Origin of the sequence: Nocardia acididurans (genome assembly GCF_016741815.1) — a bacterium.
Lineage (GTDB): Bacteria > Actinomycetota > Actinomycetes > Mycobacteriales > Mycobacteriaceae > Nocardia > Nocardia acididurans.
The window spans coordinates 61,828-83,170 of record NZ_JAERRJ010000017.1 but is presented as its reverse complement, the minus strand read 5'-3'; the positions used below and the strand labels follow the sequence as shown (position 1 = coordinate 83,170).

Annotated in this window: 21 protein-coding genes; 7 read left to right on the top strand and 14 right to left on the bottom strand. The window is 68.1% G+C overall.

Going from position 1 to position 21,343, the window contains the following annotated elements; all coding sequences use genetic code 11:
- Positions 1 to 34: 34 nt before the first annotated feature.
- The 4 genes from egtD to egtA are packed head-to-tail and all read right to left on the bottom strand — an operon-like array spanning position 35 to position 4,552.
- A complete protein-coding gene (gene egtD, locus JK358_RS34645; RefSeq protein WP_201956332.1) occupies positions 35 to 1,006 on the bottom strand; it encodes an L-histidine N(alpha)-methyltransferase in 972 nt (323 codons plus the stop codon).
- Positions 1,003 to 1,905, bottom strand: a complete 903-nt coding sequence (locus JK358_RS34640) for a class II glutamine amidotransferase (protein ID WP_201956320.1) — start codon at positions 1,903 to 1,905, stop codon at positions 1,003 to 1,005. The genes egtD and JK358_RS34640 overlap by 4 nt, the downstream gene beginning before the upstream one ends.
- Positions 1,905 to 3,248 (bottom strand): ergothioneine biosynthesis protein EgtB, encoded by a 1,344-nt coding sequence (egtB, locus tag JK358_RS34635; RefSeq protein ID WP_201956317.1) that lies wholly within the window; start codon positions 3,246 to 3,248, stop codon positions 1,905 to 1,907. Before egtB ends, JK358_RS34640 begins: the two co-directional genes overlap by 1 nt.
- Positions 3,245 to 4,552, bottom strand: a complete 1,308-nt coding sequence (gene egtA / locus JK358_RS34630; protein ID WP_201956295.1) for an ergothioneine biosynthesis glutamate--cysteine ligase EgtA — start codon at positions 4,550 to 4,552, stop codon at positions 3,245 to 3,247. The genes egtB and egtA overlap by 4 nt, the downstream gene beginning before the upstream one ends.
- Before the next feature lie 210 nt (positions 4,553 to 4,762).
- On the opposite strand from egtA, the gene JK358_RS34625 reads away from it, so the two are divergent.
- Together JK358_RS34625 and JK358_RS34620 are read left to right on the top strand one after the other, a co-directional pair.
- On the top strand, positions 4,763 to 5,938 hold the full coding sequence (locus JK358_RS34625; RefSeq protein WP_201956281.1) for an aminotransferase class V-fold PLP-dependent enzyme: 1,176 nt from the start codon (positions 4,763 to 4,765) through the stop codon (positions 5,936 to 5,938).
- A 33-nt stretch (positions 5,939 to 5,971) separates the two neighbouring features.
- On the top strand, positions 5,972 to 7,618 hold the full coding sequence (locus JK358_RS34620) for a fatty acyl-AMP ligase (RefSeq protein WP_201956278.1): 1,647 nt from the start codon (positions 5,972 to 5,974) through the stop codon (positions 7,616 to 7,618).
- Positions 7,619 to 7,751: 133 nt separating this feature from the next.
- Here the strand turns inward: JK358_RS34620 and JK358_RS34615 are convergent, their stop codons facing one another.
- Genes JK358_RS34615 through JK358_RS34605 form a run of 3 tightly spaced genes read right to left on the bottom strand, consistent with a single transcriptional unit; the run spans position 7,752 to position 8,933 of the window.
- Complete coding sequence (locus tag JK358_RS34615; RefSeq protein ID WP_201956276.1) at positions 7,752 to 7,961, bottom strand: tautomerase family protein; 210 nt, start codon at positions 7,959 to 7,961, stop codon at positions 7,752 to 7,754.
- A gap of 1 nt (position 7,962) precedes the next feature.
- The gene (locus JK358_RS34610) at positions 7,963 to 8,352 is read right to left on the bottom strand and encodes a nuclear transport factor 2 family protein (RefSeq protein WP_201956273.1); all 390 of its coding nucleotides are present in this window, start codon (positions 8,350 to 8,352) and stop codon (positions 7,963 to 7,965) included.
- Complete coding sequence (locus JK358_RS34605; RefSeq protein ID WP_201956262.1) at positions 8,349 to 8,933, bottom strand: flavodoxin family protein; 585 nt, start codon at positions 8,931 to 8,933, stop codon at positions 8,349 to 8,351. Before JK358_RS34605 ends, JK358_RS34610 begins: the two co-directional genes overlap by 4 nt.
- 95 nt (positions 8,934 to 9,028) lie before the next feature.
- Here JK358_RS34605 and JK358_RS34600 point away from each other — a divergent pair, with 95 nt between their 5' ends.
- Complete coding sequence (locus JK358_RS34600; RefSeq protein WP_201956259.1) at positions 9,029 to 9,928, top strand: LysR family transcriptional regulator; 900 nt, start codon at positions 9,029 to 9,031, stop codon at positions 9,926 to 9,928.
- A 1-nt stretch (position 9,929) separates the two neighbouring features.
- Here the strand turns inward: JK358_RS34600 and pth are convergent, their stop codons facing one another.
- The 3 genes from pth to JK358_RS34585 form a co-directional block, all read right to left on the bottom strand.
- Positions 9,930 to 10,511, bottom strand: coding sequence for an aminoacyl-tRNA hydrolase (gene pth / locus JK358_RS34595; protein ID WP_201956248.1), 582 nt, complete (start codon positions 10,509 to 10,511; stop codon positions 9,930 to 9,932).
- Between the two features lie 22 nt (positions 10,512 to 10,533).
- Positions 10,534 to 11,130 carry a 50S ribosomal protein L25/general stress protein Ctc gene (locus JK358_RS34590; RefSeq protein ID WP_201956245.1) on the bottom strand — a complete coding sequence of 199 codons (597 nt, stop codon included), beginning with the start codon at positions 11,128 to 11,130 and terminating at the stop codon, positions 10,534 to 10,536.
- A gap of 229 nt (positions 11,131 to 11,359) precedes the next feature.
- Positions 11,360 to 12,019, bottom strand: coding sequence for a lysophospholipid acyltransferase family protein (locus tag JK358_RS34585; protein WP_201956242.1), 660 nt, complete (start codon positions 12,017 to 12,019; stop codon positions 11,360 to 11,362).
- 118 nt (positions 12,020 to 12,137) lie between these two features.
- On the opposite strand from JK358_RS34585, the gene JK358_RS34580 reads away from it, so the two are divergent.
- Both JK358_RS34580 and JK358_RS34575 read left to right on the top strand, forming a co-directional pair.
- On the top strand, positions 12,138 to 12,692 hold the full coding sequence (locus tag JK358_RS34580; RefSeq protein WP_201956239.1) for a TetR/AcrR family transcriptional regulator: 555 nt from the start codon (positions 12,138 to 12,140) through the stop codon (positions 12,690 to 12,692).
- Positions 12,693 to 12,775: 83 nt separating this feature from the next.
- Positions 12,776 to 14,407 carry a peptide chain release factor 3 gene (locus tag JK358_RS34575; RefSeq protein ID WP_201956238.1) on the top strand — a complete coding sequence of 544 codons (1,632 nt, stop codon included), beginning with the start codon at positions 12,776 to 12,778 and terminating at the stop codon, positions 14,405 to 14,407.
- A gap of 14 nt (positions 14,408 to 14,421) precedes the next feature.
- Here the strand turns inward: JK358_RS34575 and JK358_RS34570 are convergent, their stop codons facing one another.
- Together JK358_RS34570 and JK358_RS39660 are read right to left on the bottom strand one after the other, a co-directional pair.
- The gene (locus tag JK358_RS34570) at positions 14,422 to 14,946 is read right to left on the bottom strand and encodes a nuclear transport factor 2 family protein (protein ID WP_201956235.1); all 525 of its coding nucleotides are present in this window, start codon (positions 14,944 to 14,946) and stop codon (positions 14,422 to 14,424) included.
- Positions 14,947 to 15,034: 88 nt separating this feature from the next.
- Complete coding sequence (locus JK358_RS39660) at positions 15,035 to 15,919, bottom strand: DUF4393 domain-containing protein (RefSeq protein ID WP_232852408.1); 885 nt, start codon at positions 15,917 to 15,919, stop codon at positions 15,035 to 15,037.
- Positions 15,920 to 16,309: 390 nt separating this feature from the next.
- On the opposite strand from JK358_RS39660, the gene JK358_RS34560 reads away from it, so the two are divergent.
- The gene (locus JK358_RS34560) at positions 16,310 to 17,593 is read left to right on the top strand and encodes a DUF445 domain-containing protein (RefSeq protein WP_201956232.1); all 1,284 of its coding nucleotides are present in this window, start codon (positions 16,310 to 16,312) and stop codon (positions 17,591 to 17,593) included.
- A complete protein-coding gene (locus tag JK358_RS34555) occupies positions 17,584 to 18,426 on the top strand; it encodes an Abi-alpha family protein (RefSeq protein ID WP_232852407.1) in 843 nt (280 codons plus the stop codon). The genes JK358_RS34560 and JK358_RS34555 overlap by 10 nt, the downstream gene beginning before the upstream one ends.
- Before the next feature lie 67 nt (positions 18,427 to 18,493).
- Here the strand turns inward: JK358_RS34555 and JK358_RS34550 are convergent, their stop codons facing one another.
- Complete coding sequence (locus JK358_RS34550; protein ID WP_201956229.1) at positions 18,494 to 20,314, bottom strand: ABC-F family ATP-binding cassette domain-containing protein; 1,821 nt, start codon at positions 20,312 to 20,314, stop codon at positions 18,494 to 18,496.
- 83 nt (positions 20,315 to 20,397) lie between these two features.
- Positions 20,398 to 21,330, bottom strand: a complete 933-nt coding sequence (locus tag JK358_RS34545; RefSeq protein WP_201956227.1) for a 4-(cytidine 5'-diphospho)-2-C-methyl-D-erythritol kinase — start codon at positions 21,328 to 21,330, stop codon at positions 20,398 to 20,400.
- Between the last annotated feature and the right edge of the window lie 13 nt (positions 21,331 to 21,343).

The following is a 21,343-nucleotide window of genomic DNA, read 5'->3' as shown; positions in this document are numbered from 1 at the left end:
AGTCCCGTGCGGCACTCCACGGCGGGGAGTGGGGTCAGCGGCGTTCGGCCAGGACCAGGGCGAAGCGGGTGTCGGGGTCTGTCCAGGTTCTTTCGGCGGTGAAACCGGCTGTGGCCAGTTCGGATTCGAGGGTCTCGCGGCGGAATTTGGCGGAGATTTCGGTGCGCATTTGTTCGCCGGCGGTGAAGTCTACGGTCAGGTTCAGGGCGGGGATGGTGACACTCATGTCGGCGGTGGCTCGCAGGCGCATTTCGATCCATTCGTTCTCGGCGTCCCAGAGGGCTACATGGTCGAAGCGGGAGGGGTCGAAGTCGGCGCCCAGACGGGCATTGAGGACGTGCAGGACATTGCGGTTGAACTCGGCGGTGACGCCTGCGGCGTCGTCGTAGGCGGGGACCAGGATGGACGGGTCGATCACCAGGCCCGCGCCGAGGAGCAACTGTTCGCCGGGCTCCAGGACTTCGTGGATGCCGGAGAGGAATTCGGCTCGTTCGGAGGGGATGAGGTTGCCGATGGTGCCGCCGAGGAAGGCGATCATGCGGCGGCCGCCTCGGGGGAGGTTGTCGAGGGTGGCGGTGAAGTCGCTGACTACGCCGTGCACGGAGAGGCCGGGGAATTCGACCGCCACCTGATCGGCGGCTTCGCGCAGGGCGGAGACCGAAACATCCTGGGGGACATACTTCTTCAGGGGGCCACCGGAGGTGAGGGCGTCGAGCAGCAGACGGGTTTTGGCTGCCGAGCCCGCGCCCAGCTCGACCAGGACCTCGGCCTGGGCGATCTGGGCGATCTCGCCGACCACGCGTTCCAGCAGGGCGCGTTCGGTGCGGGTGGGGTAGTACTCGGGCAACGCGGTGATCTGCTCGAAGAGTTCACTGCCGCGGGCGTCGTAGAACCATTTGGGCGGCAGGGACTTCGGGGTGGCGGTGAGGCCTTCGCGCACGTCCTTGCGCAGGGCGGCGGTCAGGTCCTCGTCGGTGAGGTGGATGTCGAGCGTTGCCGGGGTCATGAAGTGGCCCTTCCGAGTTCGTTTTCCAGCGAATCCACCGATTTCCAGCCGGGGCGTACCCGAACCAGCATTCGATCCCCGATCGCTTCCCAGCGCGGGTCGTCGTCATACGGTTCGGACGCCACCACGGCGTACTCATCGGTGACACGTACCGACAGCGAGTGGTGCCAGGTGGTGGCCCAGATTGTCTCGCCGTCTCCCAACAGCAGATTCAGTCGCGCCCTGGGTGATTCGGCCAGGACGGCCGCCGTCACCCGGCGCAACACGTCGTCCGGAGCCGCGGCGGCTCCGGGGTGCGATGCCCCGCGTTCGAGCAGGCGGCGCAGGATCACCCACAGCGCCGCCGAATCGGTCAGCGCTTCCGCCTCCAGGAGAGACGGCGAATCGAACTGTGCGGCAACGGTGCTCAGTGCCCGCCGCCAGTCCGGGATCGCGCCGTTGTGGCTGAAGGCCCAGCGCCCGTAGGTGAACGGCGCACAGGCCGCACGTTCCACGGGCATGCCCACCGTGGCGGAACGGATCGCCGCCAGCACCGCGCGCGAACGCAGTTGCGGCAGTACCTCTTCCACGGCGGGGTCGGTCCAGATCGGCGCGGCATTGCGGTATCGGCTCACGGTCGGTGCACCGGCGGGATGTTCCTGCGCCGCGGCGGCTGCAGCGCGTGCCTCGTCCACCGGGTCGGGGCGCGCGCCGCCGTGCCAGGTGACGCCCGCGCCGTGATCCTCGGGGGCGGCTTCGGCGGGGAGCCACCAGGCCACCCCGAAGCCGTCGGCGTTGATCGTTCCGCCGCCGCGCATTTCACGCGGAGCCCAGGACTGGGTGCGTAAGGAGTGCGGGCCTCGGGTGAGGAGCTCGCCTACCGGGGTGGGTGGGCCGAGGTAGGCGAGGTGGCGGCACATCAGAGATCCTCCGGGCGGAGGTCTCGGGCCAGGCGGAAACCGGCGAAGATCTGGCGGCGGATGGGGTGGTCCCAGTTGCGGAAGGTGCCGCGGACCGCGACCTGGTCGGCGGCGAAGGAGCCGCCGCGCAGGACCTTGTAGTCGCCGCCCCAGAAGACCTCGGAGTACTCGCGGTAGGGGAAGAACTCGAAACCCGGGTACGGGTCGAAACCCGAACTGGTCCACTCCCATACGTCACCGATGAGCTGGTGCACGCCGAGCGGGGACGCGCCCTCGGGGTAGGCCCCGACATCGGCCGGTTCGAGGTGGCGCTGGCCCAGGTTCGCGAGGTACTCGTCGGGGTCGGTGTCGCCCCACGGGTAGCGGTGCGAGCGACCGGTGGCGGGGTCGTGGCGGGCCGCCTTCTCCCATTCGGCCTCGGTGGGCAGGCGTTTACCCGCCCAGTTCGCGTAGGCCTCGGCCTCGAAGAAGCAGACGTGCACCACCGGCTGATGCGGGCGCAGCGGGCGCATGGTGCCGAAAACCCTTCGCCACCAATGACCTCCGCCGTCCTGCTCCCAGAACTGCGGGGAGACCAGACCGGCCTCCACGCGATGCGCCCAGCCGCGTTCGGACCACAGTTCGGGGCGGTCGTAGCCGCCGTCGGCCAGGAAGGCCAGATACTGCTCATTGGTGACGGGTGCGGCGTCGATCGCGAAGGCGGGGACGTGGACGGGGTGCGCGGGGCGCTCGTTGTCCAGTGCCCAAGGGTCGGTGTCGGTGCCCATCGTGAATTCGCCTGCGGGGATGACGACTTCACCGCGCACGGTGATCCGGGCGGCGGGTGTGTCCGGCGCGGCGAGCACCGCGTCGCCGGTGCGCAGCTGGTGTGTGGCCAGCATGGTCTCGTCGTGCTGCTGTTCGTGCTGGGCGATCATGCCGAAGGCGAAACCCTCGGAGACCAACGCGTCACCGCGTAAAGGACTGTGCTCCAGCACATCCCAGACCTTGCGGCGCACCTGCCCCACATAGTCGCGGGCCTGCCCCGGATTCAGCAGCGGCAGGGCGGGGCGGTCGGCGCGCGCGTGTTTGAAGGCGTCGTAGAGGTGGTCGATATCCTCGCGGACCGGCTCCCGGCCGCCCACGTCACGCACCAGCCACAGTTCTTCCTGATTGCCGATATGCGCGAGATCCCACACCAGCGGGCTCATGATGCGCGAATGCTGTGCGACCAGTTCGGCTTCGTCCACACAGTCGGTGAGGCCGGTGGTGCGGCGGCGCGCTCGTTCCAGTACGTCCGCGATTCGCTCGCGAAGGCGTTCGGTCTCGGCACGATCCGTGCCCGGCACATGCTGAACAGTCATGAGAGAACTCCGGATTCGAAATCTTCGAGGGGCGTGCGACCGCTGCGACATCGCTGCGCGGCGGCGGCCAATTCGAGTGCGGCGGTGCGGGTCGCGGCGAACTCGGTGGCCAGTTCGAGCAGCGAGACTGCGACAGCACGCAATTCGGGGTCGGCGAGGCCGTGGCGGGCGGCCTCCGTCCACAGTTCGGCCACGGGTTTCGCCAGCGCGGTGGCCTCGGAAACCGTTGCGGGCGTGGACATGAGGGCATCGATCGCATGGATCGGCACCGACCACGAGTCGCCGGGCTGGGCGTCGATATAGCGGACTTCGAGATGCCCGCCCGCGCGGACCGGCGGGAACACCGTGGTCAGGTGATAGTCGAGATCGGTGTGATCGGGGCGGCGGCCGAGCTCGTCGTCCAGCGCACCGCACAGCCAGTCGGCGAAGGTGGCCCCGGGCGGCGGCGACCAATCCTCGCCCTCGGAGCGCACGCAGAGCAGCGGCACATCCAGCGCCCAGTGGCCGTATCCGGCGATCGGGCCCGGCCAGTCGTGCACGGATGGTCGCGTGCGCAGATGATCGAGACGCAGCCAGGCCCGCATGCGCTGCGACGCCCACTGCCCCGGCGGCGCACCGTGCAGCACGGGTGAGCAGGCGAAGGCGGCGAGCAGCGCCGGGCCGATGGTGTACAGCGCCGTCCAGCGCGCGGCGACCTCGTCCGGATCGGCTCCGGCATCCACGCTGACCTGGGTGGCGGCCGTATTGCACATCATGAGCGCGCCGAACGGCCCGATATTGGCGAAGGTGTTCTCCATGGCGCAGTAGCGCGGCAGCTGGAGCAGGCGGCGCGGCGCGCGGAAAGCGTCCGCGGCGGCGGAAAAAGTTCTGATGGAACGGGATTCGAGGAGTTCCCGGAGGCGGGCCGCGTCGATCCGCAGGCTCTCGCACAGTTCGGCGGCGGTTCCGAACGGGGCACTGGACAGTTCGATCTGACCGCCGGGTTCGATCGTGACCCGGCTGCCCCCGGGCAGTGCCAGAGCGGGGGACTCAGGAGACAGGGACCGTGGCGCATACGGTCCGAGTGCGTCGGCGAGCGTGGCGAGCTCGGGACGCGGGGCGGACGCCGAATACTCACCCTGCGCGGTGAGCCATTCCAGTTCGGCGCCGATGAGCGCCGGTGGGCCCTGCTTGAAACAGACACCGCCGATATAGGCCTCGGCCGCCGCCCGGGAGGAGAATTCACCCGGCGGTAGCTGTCTTCGACGGCCGGCGACCGGTGCGGCCTCCCGTGCCAGATCGGCTGGAGATGCGGTGACAGCCATGACAACCTCCACTCTCTCCCCCTACCGGCCTCCGTGCGGACACCGATCAATCCAGAGTAGCGAGGGAGTCCGACAAACAAACCTGACGAATCAGTGAACACCGCAGGCGAGTTCGTGGATTCCCGGCCACCCGCATGATCGTCGCGGGCAACCGTCATGATCGTTTATCGCCGCCCGCCGACCGGGATTACAGGCGCTAGGGTCGCGTACATGCTGAATCTCGCGCAGCTCCGCGCCGACACCCCTGGTTGCGAAAGCCAAGTATTCCTGGACAGCGCCGGTTCCTCCCTGCCGCCGCGGGTGGTTGTCGACACCGAGATCGCCCACCTGTACCGGGAGGCCGAGGTCGGCGGCTATCGCGCAGCGAATGAACGGCTGGCGGATCTGAACGCCGTCAAGACCAGCATCGGGCGGCTCCTCAACGCGAGCCCGGCCTCGATCGCACTCAGCGACAGCGCCAGCCGCTCCTGGGCGGACTTCTTCTACTCGGTGCCGCTGGCCCCCGGCGACCGGATCCTCATCTCCGGCGCGGACTACGCCAGCAATGCGATTGCCGCCCTGCAGCGGGCCCGGCACACCGGCGCGACCGTCGAAGCCATCCCCAGCGACGCGAACGGTCAACTCGACCTGGAGGCGCTCGAGGCCATGGTCGACGAGCGCGTGAAGCTGGTGTCGCTCATCCACGTACCGACCAATGGCGGGCTGGCGAATCCGGTGGCCGAAGCGGCGGCGATCGCCCGCCGCGCGGGCGCCCTGGTGCTGCTCGACGCCTGCCAGTCCGCCGGTCAGCTGACCCTCGATGTCGAGGCGCTGAATGTGGACGCACTGTCCGCGACGGGCCGCAAATGGCTGCGCGGGCCGCGCGGCACCGGCTTCCTGTACGTGCGGCCGGAACTCGCCGCCACCCTGGAGCCGAGCCGCCTCGACCTGCACAGCGCCCAATGGACCGCGCCCGCCGAATACAGCCTCGCCCCCGACGCCGGCCGCTTCGAATTCTGGGAATGCGATGTCGCGGGCCGCCTCGGCCTCGGCGCGGCCGTCGACTACCTGCTCACGCTCGGCCCGGAACTCGTCTACGCGGCCATCGCCGAACGCGCCGCCTATCTACGCAAACTCCTGCCCGAGATTCCGGGCGTCAGCGTCCGCGACAGCGGCGTGCAGCACGCGGGCATCGTGTCGTTCACTGTCGACGGCCTGGAACCCGTGCGGGTCCGCGACCTACTGGCCGAACAATCCATCACGGTCACCGTCAGCCACCGCTCCTCCACCCTGCTCGATATGACCAACCGCGCCCTGAGCTCCGTGGTCCGCGCCTCCCCGCACGCCTTCGTCAGCTTCGAGGATCTCGACCGATTCGTCATCGCGGTACGCACTCTGCGCGGATAGTGGAGATGATGGCCAGCGTTCGAGGAGTACGCCATGAGCCGCTTCACCGAGGAAATGTATGCGACCGCGCGGGTTTCCGAGCGGGGGTTGGTGACCGGGGAACCGGATGCGCCGCTGCGGCAGACGTGGGGTGAGATTCACGAGATCGCGCGGCGGATGGCGGGCGGGCTCGCGGCGGCGGGGATCGGGCACGGGGACGCGGTGGGGGTGCTGGCCGGGATGCCGGTCGATATCGCGCCCGCGTGCCAGGCGGTGTGGATGCGCGGGGCGTCGATCACCATGCTGCATCAGCCCACTCCGCGCACCGATCTGCAGGTGTGGGCGCGCGATACCGAGACCGTGCTGAACATGATCGAGGCGCGCGCCGTGATCCTGGGCGCGCCCTTCGAGGTCGCGGAACCGCTGCTGCGCGAACGCGGTATCGACGTGGTCACCATGGACGGTATGCGCGCGGGCGCGCCCGTCGACCCGCTGCCCACCGGTGAAGCCGATATCGCGTTGCAGCAGTTGACATCCGGCTCCACGGGTATCCCCAAGGCGGTGCGCATCACGCACGGCAATTTCCACGTGAACGCCTACGCCATGTTCGATCGGGTGAAATTCAAGCTCGACGATGACGTGATGGTCAGCTGGCTGCCCCTCTTCCACGATATGGGCATGGTCGGATTCCTCTCGGTGCCCATGCAATTCGGCGCCGAAGTGGTGTGCGTGACCCCACTCGACTTCCTCATGCGCCCCATGCTGTGGGCCGAGCTGATTTCGAAATACCGTGGAACTGTCACCGCCGCACCGAATTTCGCCTACTCCCTGCTGGCCCGCCGACTACGCAACGCCGACGACGGCGCGGTGGATCTCAGCAGCGTCCGCTACATGTGGAACGGCGCGGAACCGGTGGACGCCGACACCATGGACACCCTCGCCGCCGCCGGAAAACGCTTCGGCCTCAACCCCATGGCCCTCACGCCCGTCTACGGAATGGCCGAAACCACACTCGCCGTGTCGATTCCGGATCCGGGCCTGGGCCAGGTGCTCGACCTCGTCGACGCCGACCTACTCGAAGCGCTCGGCAAGGCGGTGCCGGTCCGTCACCCCGAACACCACCACGGCAACCTGCGCCGCCTCCCCACTCTCGGCTACCTGGTCGACAACCTGGAGGGCCGGATCGTCGACCACGAGGGCACCGTCCTGCCCGTCCGCTCCGTCGGCATCATCGAACTCCGCGGCCCCGCGGTGACTTCCGGCTATGTCACCACCAACGGCTTCCGCCCCGCCCTCGACTCCGAGGGATGGCTCGACACCGGCGACATCGGCTACTTCACCGAGGACGGCCTGGTGGTCGTCTGCGGCCGCATGAAGGACGTCATCATCATGGGCGGCCGCAACATCTACCCCACCGACATCGAACGAGCAGCCCTGCGCGTCAAGGGCGTCCGCCCCGGCAACGCGGTAGCCGTCCGCCTCGACGCCGGCCACAAACGCGAAAGCTTCGCGGTCGTAGTCGAATCCAACGACTTCCAGAACCCCACCGAAGTCAAGCGCATCGAACACGACATCATCCACGCCGTCTTCTCCGAGGTCGGCGTCCGCCCCCGCAGCGTCACGGTACTCGGCCCCGGAGCCCTCCCCAAAACCTCCTCGGGCAAGCTCCGCCGCTCCGCCACCGCAGCACACCTGAGCTGAAACCGCTTCCGCCGCACGCCCTGCACCACCCCGACGCCCCTGAATGCGTTCGAGGGCAGTCCGGGCGCACTGGACTTTCGTGCCCAGTTCGTCGGAGTCGGTCGGATCGCTCCGCCTGGCCGACCTTTCCGGCCTATTTATCGATCGCTCGGCGACGGTATTCCGGGACCTGGAGGCCGCCGATGCCCCAATCGTCGAGGGCCACTTCGTCGATGACCACGAAGGTGGTGGCGGGGTCCTTGTTCAGGATCTTGACGAGGAGGTCGGTGACGCCGGCGATGAGGTCGCGTTTTTGGGCGGGGGTGACGCCTTCGTCGGTGACCTTGATGTTCACGTAGGGCATGTCAGTCCTGTTCGAGGTCGTAGTGGAAGACCTTGGCGATGATCTGCCAGCGGTTTTCCAGGTGGACGAGGGTTAGTAGGTCGGTGAAATGTTTTGGGGCGAGGGCGCATTCGACTCGGGCCAGGGCGGTGACCGGGCCGGCGAAGTCGATGGAGAGGATGCGGTCGCGGCGGGGGGCGTTGCGGGCGGCGGGTGCGGGGCGGGCGGCGACGATGGGGAAGTACTCGGCCATGGTGAGGTGGGTGAGGGTGCCGTCGGTGGCGGTGGCGTAGATCGCCTTCGGGTGGAAGACCTCGGACAGCAGGGTGGTGTCGCTGTGATAGAGGCCGTCGAAGTAGCGGTGCAGGGCGTCGGCCACCTGGTCGCGCGCGGCCGTGACCGGCGCGTTCATGAGGCGGCCTCGGCCAGCTCGCGCGCGCCCGCCCAGCGCAGGGCGGCCTGGGCCACGCGGCGGCCGAGGTGTTCGGCGGTGGCGAGATCGCCTGGGCCGGGGGCGATTTCGGGGGTCGCGTCGACTGGCGAGTGGGCCATCGCGCCGAGGAAGCTGCCGAGGCGGTTGAGGTCGGCGGGGGTGTGGACGTCGCCGGGGAGCAGGCCGAGGCCGACCCAGACCATGCCGTGCTGCATGGCGAACAGCGAAAGGGATTGCAGCGTATTGAGTTTGTCGCCGCTCGCGCCCGCGGAGTTGGTGAAACCGGCGGCGATCTTGTCCTTCCAGAGTTGCTGGGCCCAGCGGCCGGAGGTGGCGTCGAGGAAGGCTTTGAAGGGGGCCGAGACGCCGGCCATGTAGGTGGGGGTGCCGAAGACGATGGCGTCGGCGGCGTCGATGGCCTCCCAGGCGGACTCGTATTCGTCGACGGAGACCAGGCGGGCCTCGACCCCGGGGACCGAAGTTGCTCCCCGGCTCACGGATTCGGCTTGGACGCGGGTGTGGCCGAAACCGGAGTGGTAGACGATCGCGATTGTGGTCATCGGGGTTCCTTCTCTCAGGTTGGTACAACCCACGCTAGGAACAGCCGGCGCATAACACCACGACCAAGGTTGGATAGTTGATATAAGCTCAGGTTATGGATGTCGATATCCGCGATCTGGAGCTGCTGGAAGCGCTGGGGAGTCAGCGCACGCTCACCGCGGCGGCACGGCAGCTCTATGTCAGTCAGCCCGCACTGAGTCAGCGGCTGCTGCGGCTCGAGGACCGCATCGGGATGCCGCTGTTCGATCGGCGCGGGCGGGTGCTGGAACCCACCACCGCCGGTCGGCGCATGCTGCAGGCGGCGGGGCGCACCCTCGGCGAATTGCGTTCCGCGCGACACGATTTGCGTCAGCTCGGCGCGGGCCGGACCCGGCCGGTGCGGATCGCCTCGCAGTGCGCGGCCAGCTACGAGTGGATGCCGTTGGTGCTCAACAGATTCCGGAACCGAATGCCGGATTCGGAGATCCAGGTGGAACCCATCCGCGACGACGACATGGTCGAAGCGCTGCTCGAGGACCGCCTCGACGTCGCGCTCGTCGCGAAACTGGATCGCCGGGTGGACCGGGTGCGGCTGGACCGGTTGTTCGACGACGAGATGCGCGCCGTGGTCGGCATCGGGCATCCGTGGGCGGGACGCGACTACGTCACCGCGGCCGACTTCGACGGCGTTCACGTGGTGCTGCCGGATACCTATGACCAGCAACGCATTCCGGCGCCGCCGCTACCCCTGCCCGAGGGTGCGCGACACGGGAAGCTGACCACGCTCTCGACCGGCTTCGACACCATCATCGAGGTGGTGGCCTCGAGTGATTCGGTGAGCGTCATGCCGCAGTGGGTGGCCGAACGCGTCCACGGCCGCACCGATGTGGCCAGCGTTCGCGTCGGCGAGATCCCGGAGCGGCGCACCTGGTACTGCGCCACCCGGCACGACGAAACCTCGGACGCCGTCACGACTTTCAAAGAACTCATCACCGAGCAGATGGCCCGGCGCTGAGTCAGTGCAGCTGATTCTGCGCGGTTTCCAAGCCGACCCGGAGCAGCAGCTCCACGGCGTCGGCGGCCTGCTCCACGATCACCGGAACCTCTTTGCGCTCCGGCGCGGAGAACGGCTTCAACACGAAATCCGCGGGATCCTGGCGGCCCGGCGGACGGCCGATGCCGAAGCGGACGCGCAGGTAGTCCTTGGTGGTGAGCGCCTGCGACATGGAACGCAGGCCGTTGTGCCCGCCCTCGCCGCCACCGCGCTTGAGCCGCACGGTGCCGAAGGGCAGATCGAGTTCGTCGTGCACCGCGATCACGTCCGTCGCGGGCACGGAGAAGAAGCGGGCCAGCGCGGCCACCGGGCGGCCGGACAGGTTCATGTAGCTGCGCGGCTTGGCGATCAGCACCTTGCGCCCGTCGAGGCGGGCCTCGATCAGGTCCGCGCCCGACTTCTTGTGCACGGTGAAACGGCCGCCGACGCGCTCCGCGAGCACATCGGCGACCATGAAACCGACATTGTGCCGGGTGCGCTCGTATTCGGCTCCGGGATTACCCAGTCCGACCACGAGCGCGGCCCCGGCAGTTGCCTCGGTCATCGAGAACCGTTGCGCGAGTTGATTACTCGGCGGCTTCCTCGGTGGCCTCGGCCTCGTCGGCGGCCGGCTCGGCGGCCGGGGCGGCGATGATGTTGACGATCAGGGCCTCGGCGTCGCCGGCCAGGGTGACGCCCTTCGGCAGCGCAATGGAGCCCGCGGTGATCTGGGTGCCGGCCTCGGCGCCCTCGATGTTCACCTCGATGGCCTCGGGGATGTTCAGGGCCTCGGCCTCGATGGAGAGGGTGGTGGCCTCCTGGGTGACCAGGGTGCCCGAGCCGGCCTCGCCGACCAGGGTGACGTGCACGTCGGCGGTGACCTTCTCGCCCTTGCGGACGATCAGCAGGTCGGCGTGCTCGATGTAGCGGCGGATCGGGTGCACGACGACCGACTTGGTCAGCGCCAGCTGCTTCTTGCCCGCGATGTCCAGGTTCAGGACGGCGTTGGTGCCGTGCTCACGCAGGATGGCGGCGAACGCCTGGGCGTTCACGGACAGGTGCTGCGGCTCCTCGTTGTGGCCGTACAGCACGGCGGGCACATTGCCGTCGCGGCGGGTGCGACGCGCGGCGCCCTTGCCGAATTCGGTACGAACGGTGGCTTCGAGAAGGTTGGCGTCAGACATGACAGGCTGCTCCTACGGCATCGGCTCTTTATCGGCGTGCGAAACAGGGGAACGTGCACCCTGATTCGGCTTGGTCTGCTAGTCAGGCGAATGAACCGAGCAGGGACGGCCGATCAGCCGCGCCGCGTCGATCACGGTGGGCAGTTGAGTGCCGCACCCTCGCCGAGACAACCCGAGAACTCTAACACGCAGCCGATTACCCCTTGAAATCGGGACCCCCCGTGCACTATTAGGCGCTGGCCTTGAAGGTCGCGGCGTAGCAGTCGACGTAGGGACGGCCCGATCGGCGCACGATATCGGCCATCAGATCATCGGTCGCGCGACGCACGCCCTGCTGATCGGCGGGCAGGAAGTAGCGGGGACGACCGAAGGAGACGCGCACCTTGGCCGGGCGCAGGAAGCGCCGGTGGCGCGGATTCACCTTGTCGGTGCCGGACAGCACCACCGGAACCACCGGCGCACCGGTCTGCATGGCGACCCGGATGACACCGGTGCGGCCGCGGTAGATCCGGCCGTCCGGGGAACGGGTGCCCTCGGGATGGATGCCCCAGATGCCGCCGCCCTCGAGGATGCGGGACGCGGCGGTCAGCGAATCGGATCCGGCGCTGCCGCCGGTGCGGTCGACCGGCACCTGATGGGTGGCCTTCATGACCCAGCGGTTGATCCGGCCGCGCAGGCCGCCGCCGGTGAAGTACTCCTGCTTGGCGAGGAAGGTGACCGGGCGGTCCAGCACCAGGCACAGGTAGAGCGAATCCACCACGGCCAGGTGATTGGCGGCGATGATCACCGGGCCGTCCTTCGGAACATGGTGCAGCCCCTCCACTTTCGGCCGCCCCAGCAGGCGCAGCACCGGCCCGACCAGAATGTGCTTGAGCACCCAGTACCACATGGTCTTTCCTCCCCGGAACGATTTGGTAGACACTGTCTACGTACTGGAATCAGGTCTACACGATGGAGTAGACAGTGTCTACAGACAATCCGACGAAGGGGCGGAGACAATGACGGCCATGAGTGTCGTTGAGCCGCTGCGCGACCGGCTGATCACCGCCGGTGTGGACATGCTCGAACAGGTCGGCGCGAGCCAACTCGGCCTGCGCGCCATCGCCCGCGAAACCGGCGTCTCACACGGCGCGCCCCGCCGCTACTTCCCCACCCACAACTCCCTGCTGGCCGCCGTCGCCGCCCGCGGCTACACCGACCTGCGCACCGAAATCGAAGCGGTACAGGGTGATTCACCGAGCCAACGCGTGGAGGCCGCCGCGCGCGCCTACGTCGCCTTCGCGACCCGCCGCACCGAGATGTTCACCCTCATGTTCCGCCACGACCTCCTCGAAGGCGCGGGCGAGAACCTGCGCGCCACCGTCACCCTCCCCCTCTTCCGCTGGTGGCGCGACCTGGTCGCCGCCTGCGCCCCCGACCACGCCGACGATCGCGCGTTAGCCCTCTGGACGAACCTGCACGGCATCGCCGTCGTCACCGCGAACCGCAGCCTCGAGGCCGTCGCCCCGCAGGCGGATGTGGACCGGCTCATCACCATCGCCGTCACACGGCACCTCGGTTAGGGCCGCCGGACCGGCTGGTCGGGCGGAACGGCCGGTCGCGTAGCCTGGATAGGTTGCCTCGTCTGCACAAAAGGAGTCCCCCGGTGAGTTCCCCGACGTCCAGCGCGACCACCGCACCCACACCCGGGCGGTTGGGCGACGAGGTCGCTCGGCGGCGCACCTTCGCGGTCATCTCCCATCCGGACGCCGGTAAGTCGACGCTGACCGAGGCGCTCGCACTGCATGCCAAGGTGATTTCCGAGGCCGGTGCCATCCACGGCAAGTCCGGTCGCAAGTCCACCGTCTCGGACTGGATGGAGATGGAGAAGGCGCGCGGTATCTCCGTCAGCTCGACCGCGCTGCAGTTCGAGTACGGCGACTGCGTGATCAACCTGGTGGACACCCCCGGTCACTCCGACTTCTCCGAGGACACCTACCGCGTGCTCACCGCGGTCGACGCGGCGGTCATGCTCATCGACGCGGCCAAGGGCCTGGAGCCGCAGACGCTCAAGCTCTTCCAGGTGGCGCGGGATCGCGGGATTCCGGTCATCACCGTCATCAACAAGTGGGACCGGCCGGGCCGCGAGCCGCTGGAACTGCTCGACGAGATCATCGAGCGCATCGGCCTCACCCCGACGCCGCTGTTTCTTCCGGTCGGTATCGCCGGTGATTTCCGCGGGCTGCTGCGCCGCGGCGAGGACGGCGCGGCCACCGAGTACATCAACTTCACCCGCACCGCGGGCGGCGCGACCATCGCCCCCGAGGAGCACTACTCCCCGGAGCAGGCCGCCGCGAAGGAAGGCGACGTGTGGACCACCGCCGCCGAGGAGAGCGAACTGCTGTCCGCCGCCGGGCAGGACCACGATCAGGAACTGTTCCTCGCCGGCCACACCTCACCGGTCATCTACGCCTCCGCCATGCTGAATTTCGGTGTGCGCCAACTGCTCGAGACCCTCGTCGAGCTCGCGCCCGCACCGCGTTCCCGCAAGGACGTGAACGGCGATCAGCGCGAGACCACCGATCCGTTCAGCGCGGTCATCTTCAAGGTGCAGGCCGGTATGGACACCGCGCACCGCGACCGGCTGGCCTTCATGCGCATCGTCTCCGGTGAATTCGAGCGCGGCATGGTGGTGACGCACGCGCAGACCGGTCGCCCGTTCGCCACCAAGTACGCGCTCACCGTCTTCGGCCGCGAACGCACCACCGTCGACACCGCCTATCCGGGCGATGTGGTCGGCCTCGTCAACGCCACCGCGCTCGCCCCCGGGCACACGCTGTTCGTGGACAAGAAGGTGCAGTTCCCGCCGATCCCGTCCTTCGCACCCGAGCACTTCGCCATCCTGCGCGCGCAGAGCGCCGGCAAGTACAAGCAGTTCCGCAAGGCCATCGACCAGCTCGACTCCGAGGGCGTGGTGCAGGTGCTGCGCAACGATGTGCGCGGCGACGCCTCCCCCGTGCTGGCCGCGGTCGGCCCCATGCAGTTCGAGGTCGTGACGGCCCGCATGCTCGGCGAGTACAACGTCGAGACCAACCTCGACAACCTCCCCTACCAGCTGGCTCGCCGCACCGACGCCGAGTCGGCCCCGGAGCTGGCCCGCCAGCGCGGCGTCGAGGTCTTCACCCGCACCGACGGCGTGATGCTCGCCCTCTTCGGCGACAAGTGGAAGCTCGCCTACGTCCAGAAGGAACACCCGAACCTCACCCTGGAACCGCTCGTCGCCGGCAACGACCAGTAATCCACGGGGCTCCCTCAGCCCATGGTGGCCTGGCCGTCGGGGGGCATGGGATCGGTGCGGGGGATGTCGGCGGGGTCGCGGGCGATGAGGCCCCAGCGGCTGGAAGTCAGTCGGAGACTTGGTAAGTCGGACAGCGAGAGCACGACCTCGTAGGTCCGCTCGTAGCCGGTGTGCGCGATCCGCCACTGGCCGTCGTCGCAGCGGACGTACTGATCGGAGTAGAAGGCCGCCCCGCGCAGCAGCATGTTGTGGCCGGGGATGAGCACCGTATCCGCGAGGTACCAGGTGCCGACGGCGGTATCCCCGTCGACGTCGATCTCCGGGTGGTCGCACCGGTGCTCGGTGATGACATGGGGACCCAGGGTGTTCCGCATGAATGCCAGGAACGCATCGCGCGACTCGAACTGGAGGTACTCGCTGTAGGTGGCGGTGGCCTCCGGAATCATGGTGTCCGCGAACTCCTCCCACGACTTGGTGTCGAGGGCGCGCAGATACCGGAACTTCAGCCGGCTGATCGCGGCGACGGCGTCGGAATCCATACCGTCCACAATCCCATCAGGAATGCGGAATCCTGCACATATTTGCCGAGATTTGTACCGTATCGCTATCAGCCGACCGAACGTGCGCTCAGTGCCCGTTGCCGATGCTGAAGCAGGTCTGGCAGAAGTCTTCGCCGAATTCGGTGAGGCGCAGGCTCTTTCGGACGATCTTGGGGACTCGGCCGGCCTTCTTGAGGGCCACTTCGACCACCGGCTGTACCTCCAGCACCATGTAGCGCGAGAGCACCACGGGATCCTCGGAGGTCATGGTGAGGCCGAGGCGGTTGAGGTTGATCAGGTAGTGGCGGGAGCGGTCCGGGTAGCGGACGCCTGCCTGCTCGGGGACCGAGGTGAGATCGCCCGCGACGAGTTCGGAGCCGATGCCGAGCGGGCGGTTGGTGCGCACGTCGACGGTGGGCTGCGGGCCGTTGAGGGCCATGAAGCGCAGGATGCGGGCCTCGTCGGGGGCCAGCTGATCGAGGATGCGGTCGTAGGCCGGGTGCACGTTCTCGGTGAAGTAGACGTCGGCCGAGCGGGCCAGCAGCGCGTCGCCGCGGCGGCGCAGTTCCTCGTTGGTGCCCGAACGCACCAGGTTGCCCATGCCGATGGACTGCTGACCGGGGCCGATGGGAGTCGGAACATAGGAGACGATCTCGCGCACCGACCCCTCGGTGACGCCGAGCGCGCTGCGGGCGATCGAGCGCAGCGCATTGCCCGTGCGCTCCGCGATATCGGCCGACGAATCCCCGTCCAGCGCTGCCTGAGTCAGCTGTTTGGTGATCTCGACGCTGGTGCCGACCGCCCACTGTCCCCCGCGCACCGCCGTGCCGACCGCGAGTCCCGCTGCCCGGAAAGCCCCTCGAATCAGCCGCGCCTCATTGCTGATCTGCCGCTCGTCCACATCGGACTTGCGTTCCACGGCACGGGAACCCGGACGGACCACCTCGCCGGTCCTGTCGTCTGCCACGTCCATCTCCGAATATCGCCAGGTGAACCAAATCGTCCACAGATTATTGCCCCCGACAGGCAACCGGGCATGTCGAACCCGCAAGCCATGTGGAGGCTACCCCGTTCATGCCTGCCGACACGCGGCGGACATGACCCCCAACACCTCTGTACCGCGTGCGATATGGATGTGGTCGGAGTCATTCTCACCGCTGCGGGCAAGTACGCGGAACAGCGGGGTACACCAATGTGACCGAGATCTCCGGCCCAGACACTCCGTCACTGGACTCACTTCCTAAAGGCACAGTAAGGTCCGGGATGCCGATGGGGTGCGTACACCGGCGGCGGTGAACGGTGGCGGGTCGGCAGGAGGGTAGACGTGCTAGAGAGTGTTTTCGGAGTCCACCCGACAATTCTGATGGAACTGATCACGATTCCCTTGTTCACGGGTGTGATCGGCTACATCACGAACTGGACCGGCATCCTGATGCTGTTCAAACCGATCAAGTTCCATGGGGTTCGAGTGCCGGGGTTGGCGGCACTCTTTCCGTTCCTGCCCAAGAAGATTCAGGTGCTGCCGCTGCTGCAGTACGACGGGCGGATCGGCTGGCAGGGGATCGTTCCGTCACGTGCCGACAAGATGGCGAGCATCGCCGTCGACAAGGGGCTGGCGAAACTCGGCAGTGTCGCGGACTTCTATCGGGAACTGAATCCCGAGAAGCTCGCTGAACATTTGACCGAAATTGCTGAAGTTCAGATTCGAGAGATCATTGAAGAGATCTTGAAACGCGAGCATCCGCAGCTCTGGTACAACCTCCCGACGCAGGTGCGTGAGTTGATCCATGAACGCGTGCGGCAGCAACTGCCCGAGATTCTGCGCGAGCTCACCGATGAAATCGGCAACAACATAGATCAACTGCTGGACGTGAAGCAGATGGTCATCCGCTACTTCCAGGCCCGGCCGCAGTTGCTCAACAGCGTCTTCCAGGTGCTCGGGGCCAAGGAACTGCGGTTCATGCAGAACTTCGGCTTCTACTTCGGCGCGCCCATGGGTGTGGTGCTGGTCGGCATCCTGCACCTGACCGGATGGTCGGCGCTGGCCGTGCTGCCCATCGGCGGCATCGTCATCGGCTGGGTGGTCAACTGGGTCGGCATCAACCTGATCTTCGCGCCCGCCTACCCGAAGTGGTGGTGCCCGTGGCGGCAGGGGCTGCTCATCAAACGGCAGGACGAGATCACCGAGGGCTACGCCGAACTGGTGTCCCGCGAGATCATGACCTTCGCCAATGTCGGCGACGAACTGCTCAACGGCCCGCGCTCGGACCGCACCATGCAGATGCTCGAGGAAACCCTGCGCCCCGCCGCCGACCGCGCGCTCGGCCCGGCCAAGGGCGCGGTGCGATTCATGATGGGCGGACGCGAGTTCGACTCGCTGCAGGCCACCCTCACCACCGAGGCCACCCGCATCGCGCCCATCGGGTTCGCGGACCCGGCGTTCAATGTGCAACAGGGCAAACAGGTCTCGGAGTACATCGCCAAACAAATGTCGGCGCTGCCGCCGCCGGAGTTCGTGGACATGCTGCGATCGGCCATCAAACAAGACGAATGGCTTTTGTTCGTCCATGGCGGCGCGCTGGGGCTCTTCGCCGGTTACGCTCACCTCCTGATATTCGGAACAGGAGTTGCGACGACATGGCTATGACCGAATCCGGTTCGGGCGCTGCAGAACCGGCCACCACCTCGACAGAACTCGTGGTACGGCCGCAAGCGCCCACACCGGTACCGGTCACACCACGCAAGACCACAGTCGCCTCCCCAGTGCGCGCCGCCACCGGCGTGATGCGCGTGGCCGTTTCGGCGGCCGTGGAGGCCAGCGCCTGGGGCCTGAGCACCGCCCTGGGCGTCACCGGAATCGTGCTGCGCGGCAGCATGGCCGGGCAGCCGCCCCGCGAGGTCCTCTCCGAAGCCGGTGCGCAGGTACGGGATTCGGTCCTGCAGGCGCTCGGGGTGCCCGAGCGGCAGGTGATCGAGCAGGTCGCCACCGAACAGCCGGCTCCCGCCGCCGAACTCCGGGCGCGCGGGGCCGAATTGCTGCGCCGTTCAGCCGATTTCCACGAGGACGACACGCACCATCCGGCCTATTCGCGCATCCTCGGCGAGCTCACGCCCGATGAGGCGCGCATCATCCGGTTCCTCTACCTGGACGGGCCGCAGCCCATCCTGGAGGTGCGCACCGGGCGGGCCTCCGCCGGGGAGTTCAACCTGCTCGGTGAGGACGCCGGACTGCGCTACCCGAACCGGGTCGACCAGTACCTGATCAACCTCGACCGGCTCGGCCTGGTCGACATCGCCCGCGAACCACTCGGCAATCCGAATCGGTACCAGCTGCTGGAGGCGCTGCCCGAGGTACGGCAGCGGTTGAAACGAGCCGGATTCGGCACCAAGGTGCTCTACCGCACCATCGAACTCACCTCGTTCGGCGCGGGCTTCGTGCGCATCTGCCTGCCGGTGCCGAGCCTGGACCAGGCGCTGTAGCCACCCCGCATCCGGTCGCACGCGCATCAGCCCGGTGCGCACACCGCCAGCCCGGCATGCGGGGGACTTACGCGTTGTCGGCCAGTTCCAGCCAGCGCTCTTCGGCGGTTTCCTTCTCGGCCTGCACCTGCTTGAGCTCGGCTCCCAGGCTGATCAGCTTGTCGGGATCGGTGGCAGCCTCGGCGAAGGCGGTGTGGAGTTTGGCCTCGCGCTCGGAGAGCTTCTCGATGGAGCGCTCCAGCTTGGCGAGTTCCTTGCGGGCGGCGCGGTAGGCGGCCGAATCCGTGGCGGGGGCAGTCGGATTCGCGGTCGACGTGCCGTTCGCTGGGGCCGGGGCGGATTTGGCGGGGGCGGACTTGCCCGCGGCCAGGGCCGAGCGCTTCTTCAGGTACTCGGTGATGCCGCCGGGCAGGTTGGTGAGCTTGGCGTCGCCGAACAGGGCCCAGGTGGTGTCGCAGATGCGCTCGATGAGGTAGCGGTCGTGGGAGATCACGACCATGGTGCCCGGCCAACCGTCCAGCAGGTCTTCGAGCTGCTGGAGGGTGTCGATGTCGAGGTCGTTGGTGGGCTCGTCGAGCAGCAGGACGTTGGGCTCGCTCATGAGGATGCGGGTCAGCTGCAGGCGGCGGCGCTCGCCACCGGAGAGGTCGCGCACCGGGGTGCGCTGTTTGGCGGGGGTGAAGCCGAGGCGCTCGGCCAGCTGACCGGCGCTGATCTCCTTGTCGCCCAGGGTGGTTCGCATGGCGACGTCCTGGACCGCTTCCAGCACACGCATTTCCAGCGGCAGGTCGTCGAGTTCCTGGCGCAGCCAGCCGATTTTGACGGTCTTGCCCTGAATCCGCTTGCCGGACTGCGGTTCCACCTCGCCCGCGAGGGCGCGCAGCAGGGTGGTTTTGCCGGAGCCGTTCACGCCGACCAGGCCGACCCGCTCGCCCGGGGCCAGCCGCCAGGTCAGATCCTGGACCAGTTCACGGCCGTCCGGGGTGGCGAGGGTGGCGTCCTCGAGCTCGATCACCACGCGGCCCAGGCGCTTTCGCGCGAAGGAGGCGAGCTGCACGGAGTCGCGCGGCGCGGGCACATCGGCGATCAGCGCTTCAGCGGCCTCGATCCGATAGCGCGGCTTCGACGTGCGCGCGGGCGCGCCGCGCCGCAGCCAGGCGAGTTCCTTGCGCGCCAGGTTCTGCCGCCGCGCCTCGGAGGCGTCGGCCTGCCGGACGCGTTCGGCGCGCGCGAAGATCCAGTCGTTGTAGCCGCCCTCGTAGGTTTCCACCTTGCCGCCCTGGACCTCCCAGGTGCGGGTGGCGACGGTGTCGAGGAACCAGCGGTCGTGGGTGACGACGACGAGCGCGCTGCGCCGCGACAGCAGATGCTCGGCCAGCCATTGGACACCCTCGACATCGAGGTGGTTGGTGGGCTCGTCGAGCACCAGCAGGTCGAGATCGCGCACCAGCGCGGCGGCCAGCGCGGTGCGGCGGCGCTCGCCACCGGAAAGATTCGTGACCGGCGTGTCCATGCCCAGATCGGCGATGCCGATGCCCTCGACCACCGACCGGATGCGCGGATTCGACGCCCACTCGTGTTCGGCGACACCATCGGTCTGCTGATCCTCGGCCAGCCCCGCGAGCACCACCTCGCCGACGGTCGCGCCCTCGGGCAGCACGCCACGCTGCGTGACCACAGCCATCCGCAGCCCGCCGACCCGGCTCACCCGCCCGCTGTCCGGCTCTTCGATCCCGGTCAGCACCTCCAGCAGCGTGGTCTTACCGCCACCGTTGAGTCCGACGACGCCGATCCGCTCGCCCTCCTGCACCCCGAGCGAGATGTTGTCGAGCAACGGCTTCACGCCGAAGCTCTTGTTGACCGCTTCAAGGTTGATCAGGTTGGCCATAAATCCTTCTGATTCGTGCGACGAAAGGTGCGCTTGCCGCTAGCAAGCGTACCGAGCGCACGGATGCCGCCTTCGGGCAGCGATCAGGCGCGGCCGGAGGAGTCGCTGATCACGCGCGCGCCCGGGACCGGGCCGCTGGCGGTGCGGACGCTGCGGCACACGCCCGCGCCGGAGAGTTCGGCCGCGACGGCGACTGCCGACTCCTCGTCCGCGCAGAGGAAAGCGCAGGTCGGACCCGAGCCGGAGACGATTCCGGCGAGTGCGCCCGCCGCGACGCCCGCGCGGAGGGTGCGGCGGAGTTCCGGTTTCAGGGAGAGGGCGGCGGCTTGCAGGTCGTTACCCAGTAGTGGGGCAAGCTGTTTCGCGTCGCCGGAGGCCAGTGCCTGGAGCAGTTCTTCGGGGTTGCCGAGGCGGGGCGGGTCGCCCGCTTCGCGGAGGCGGTCCAGTTCGTGGAAGACGGACGGGGTGGAGAGGCCGCCCTTGGCCAGGGCCAGGACCCAGTGGAAGGTGTTGCGGGACAACACCGGAAGCAGTTTCTCGCCGCGGCCGCGGCCGAGGGCGGTGCCGCCGTGCAGGGAGAACGGAACGTCGCTGCCCAATTCGGCGGCGAGGTCGAACAATTCGGCACGGCTGAGACCGAGTTCCCAGAGGTCGTTGAGGCCGACCAGTGCGGCGGCGGCGTCGGCGCTGCCGCCCGCCATACCGCCGGCGACCGGAATCCCTTTGGCGATGGCGATTTCCACCAGCGGGGCCCGGCCCGCGATGTGCGCGAGCCGGACGGCCGCCTGCCACACCAGATTGGTGCGGTCGGTGGGGACCTGGTCGGCGCTCTCGCCGGACACCTTCACGGTGAGGGTGTCCGAGGGCGAGATGCGCAGGTCGTCGCTGAGTGAGAGAGCTTGGAAGACCGTGGTGAGGTCGTGGTATCCGTCCTCGCGGAGATCGCCCACGCCGAGGTGCAGATTCACCTTGGACGGGGCGCGCACGACAAGCGGACTGGGCACTACGGACAGCACGCTCACAGCCTAG

What these genes read in the sequence shown, in the direction of transcription:
- egtD (WP_201956332.1), bottom strand. Translation starts at nt 1,006, where the DNA reads ATGACCCCGGCAACGCTCGACATCCACCTCACCGACGAGGACCTGACC.
- JK358_RS34640 (WP_201956320.1), bottom strand. Translation starts at nt 1,905, where the DNA reads ATGTGCCGCCACCTCGCCTACCTCGGCCCACCCACCCCGGTAGGCGAG.
- egtB (WP_201956317.1), bottom strand. Translation starts at nt 3,248, where the DNA reads ATGACTGTTCAGCATGTGCCGGGCACGGATCGTGCCGAGACCGAACGC.
- egtA (WP_201956295.1), bottom strand. Translation starts at nt 4,552, where the DNA reads ATGGCTGTCACCGCATCTCCAGCCGATCTGGCACGGGAGGCCGCACCG.
- JK358_RS34625 (WP_201956281.1), top strand. Translation starts at nt 4,763, where the DNA reads ATGCTGAATCTCGCGCAGCTCCGCGCCGACACCCCTGGTTGCGAAAGC.
- JK358_RS34620 (WP_201956278.1), top strand. Translation starts at nt 5,972, where the DNA reads ATGAGCCGCTTCACCGAGGAAATGTATGCGACCGCGCGGGTTTCCGAG.
- JK358_RS34615 (WP_201956276.1), bottom strand. Translation starts at nt 7,961, where the DNA reads ATGCCCTACGTGAACATCAAGGTCACCGACGAAGGCGTCACCCCCGCC.
- JK358_RS34610 (WP_201956273.1), bottom strand. Translation starts at nt 8,352, where the DNA reads ATGAACGCGCCGGTCACGGCCGCGCGCGACCAGGTGGCCGACGCCCTG.
- JK358_RS34605 (WP_201956262.1), bottom strand. Translation starts at nt 8,933, where the DNA reads ATGACCACAATCGCGATCGTCTACCACTCCGGTTTCGGCCACACCCGC.
- JK358_RS34600 (WP_201956259.1), top strand. Translation starts at nt 9,029, where the DNA reads ATGGATGTCGATATCCGCGATCTGGAGCTGCTGGAAGCGCTGGGGAGT.
- pth (WP_201956248.1), bottom strand. Translation starts at nt 10,511, where the DNA reads ATGACCGAGGCAACTGCCGGGGCCGCGCTCGTGGTCGGACTGGGTAAT.
- JK358_RS34590 (WP_201956245.1), bottom strand. Translation starts at nt 11,130, where the DNA reads ATGTCTGACGCCAACCTTCTCGAAGCCACCGTTCGTACCGAATTCGGC.
- JK358_RS34585 (WP_201956242.1), bottom strand. Translation starts at nt 12,019, where the DNA reads ATGTGGTACTGGGTGCTCAAGCACATTCTGGTCGGGCCGGTGCTGCGC.
- JK358_RS34580 (WP_201956239.1), top strand. Translation starts at nt 12,138, where the DNA reads ATGAGTGTCGTTGAGCCGCTGCGCGACCGGCTGATCACCGCCGGTGTG.
- JK358_RS34570 (WP_201956235.1), bottom strand. Translation starts at nt 14,946, where the DNA reads ATGGATTCCGACGCCGTCGCCGCGATCAGCCGGCTGAAGTTCCGGTAT.
- JK358_RS39660 (WP_232852408.1), bottom strand. Translation starts at nt 15,919, where the DNA reads ATGGACGTGGCAGACGACAGGACCGGCGAGGTGGTCCGTCCGGGTTCC.
- JK358_RS34560 (WP_201956232.1), top strand. Translation starts at nt 16,310, where the DNA reads ATGGAACTGATCACGATTCCCTTGTTCACGGGTGTGATCGGCTACATC.
- JK358_RS34555 (WP_232852407.1), top strand. Translation starts at nt 17,584, where the DNA reads ATGGCTATGACCGAATCCGGTTCGGGCGCTGCAGAACCGGCCACCACC.
- JK358_RS34550 (WP_201956229.1), bottom strand. Translation starts at nt 20,314, where the DNA reads ATGGCCAACCTGATCAACCTTGAAGCGGTCAACAAGAGCTTCGGCGTG.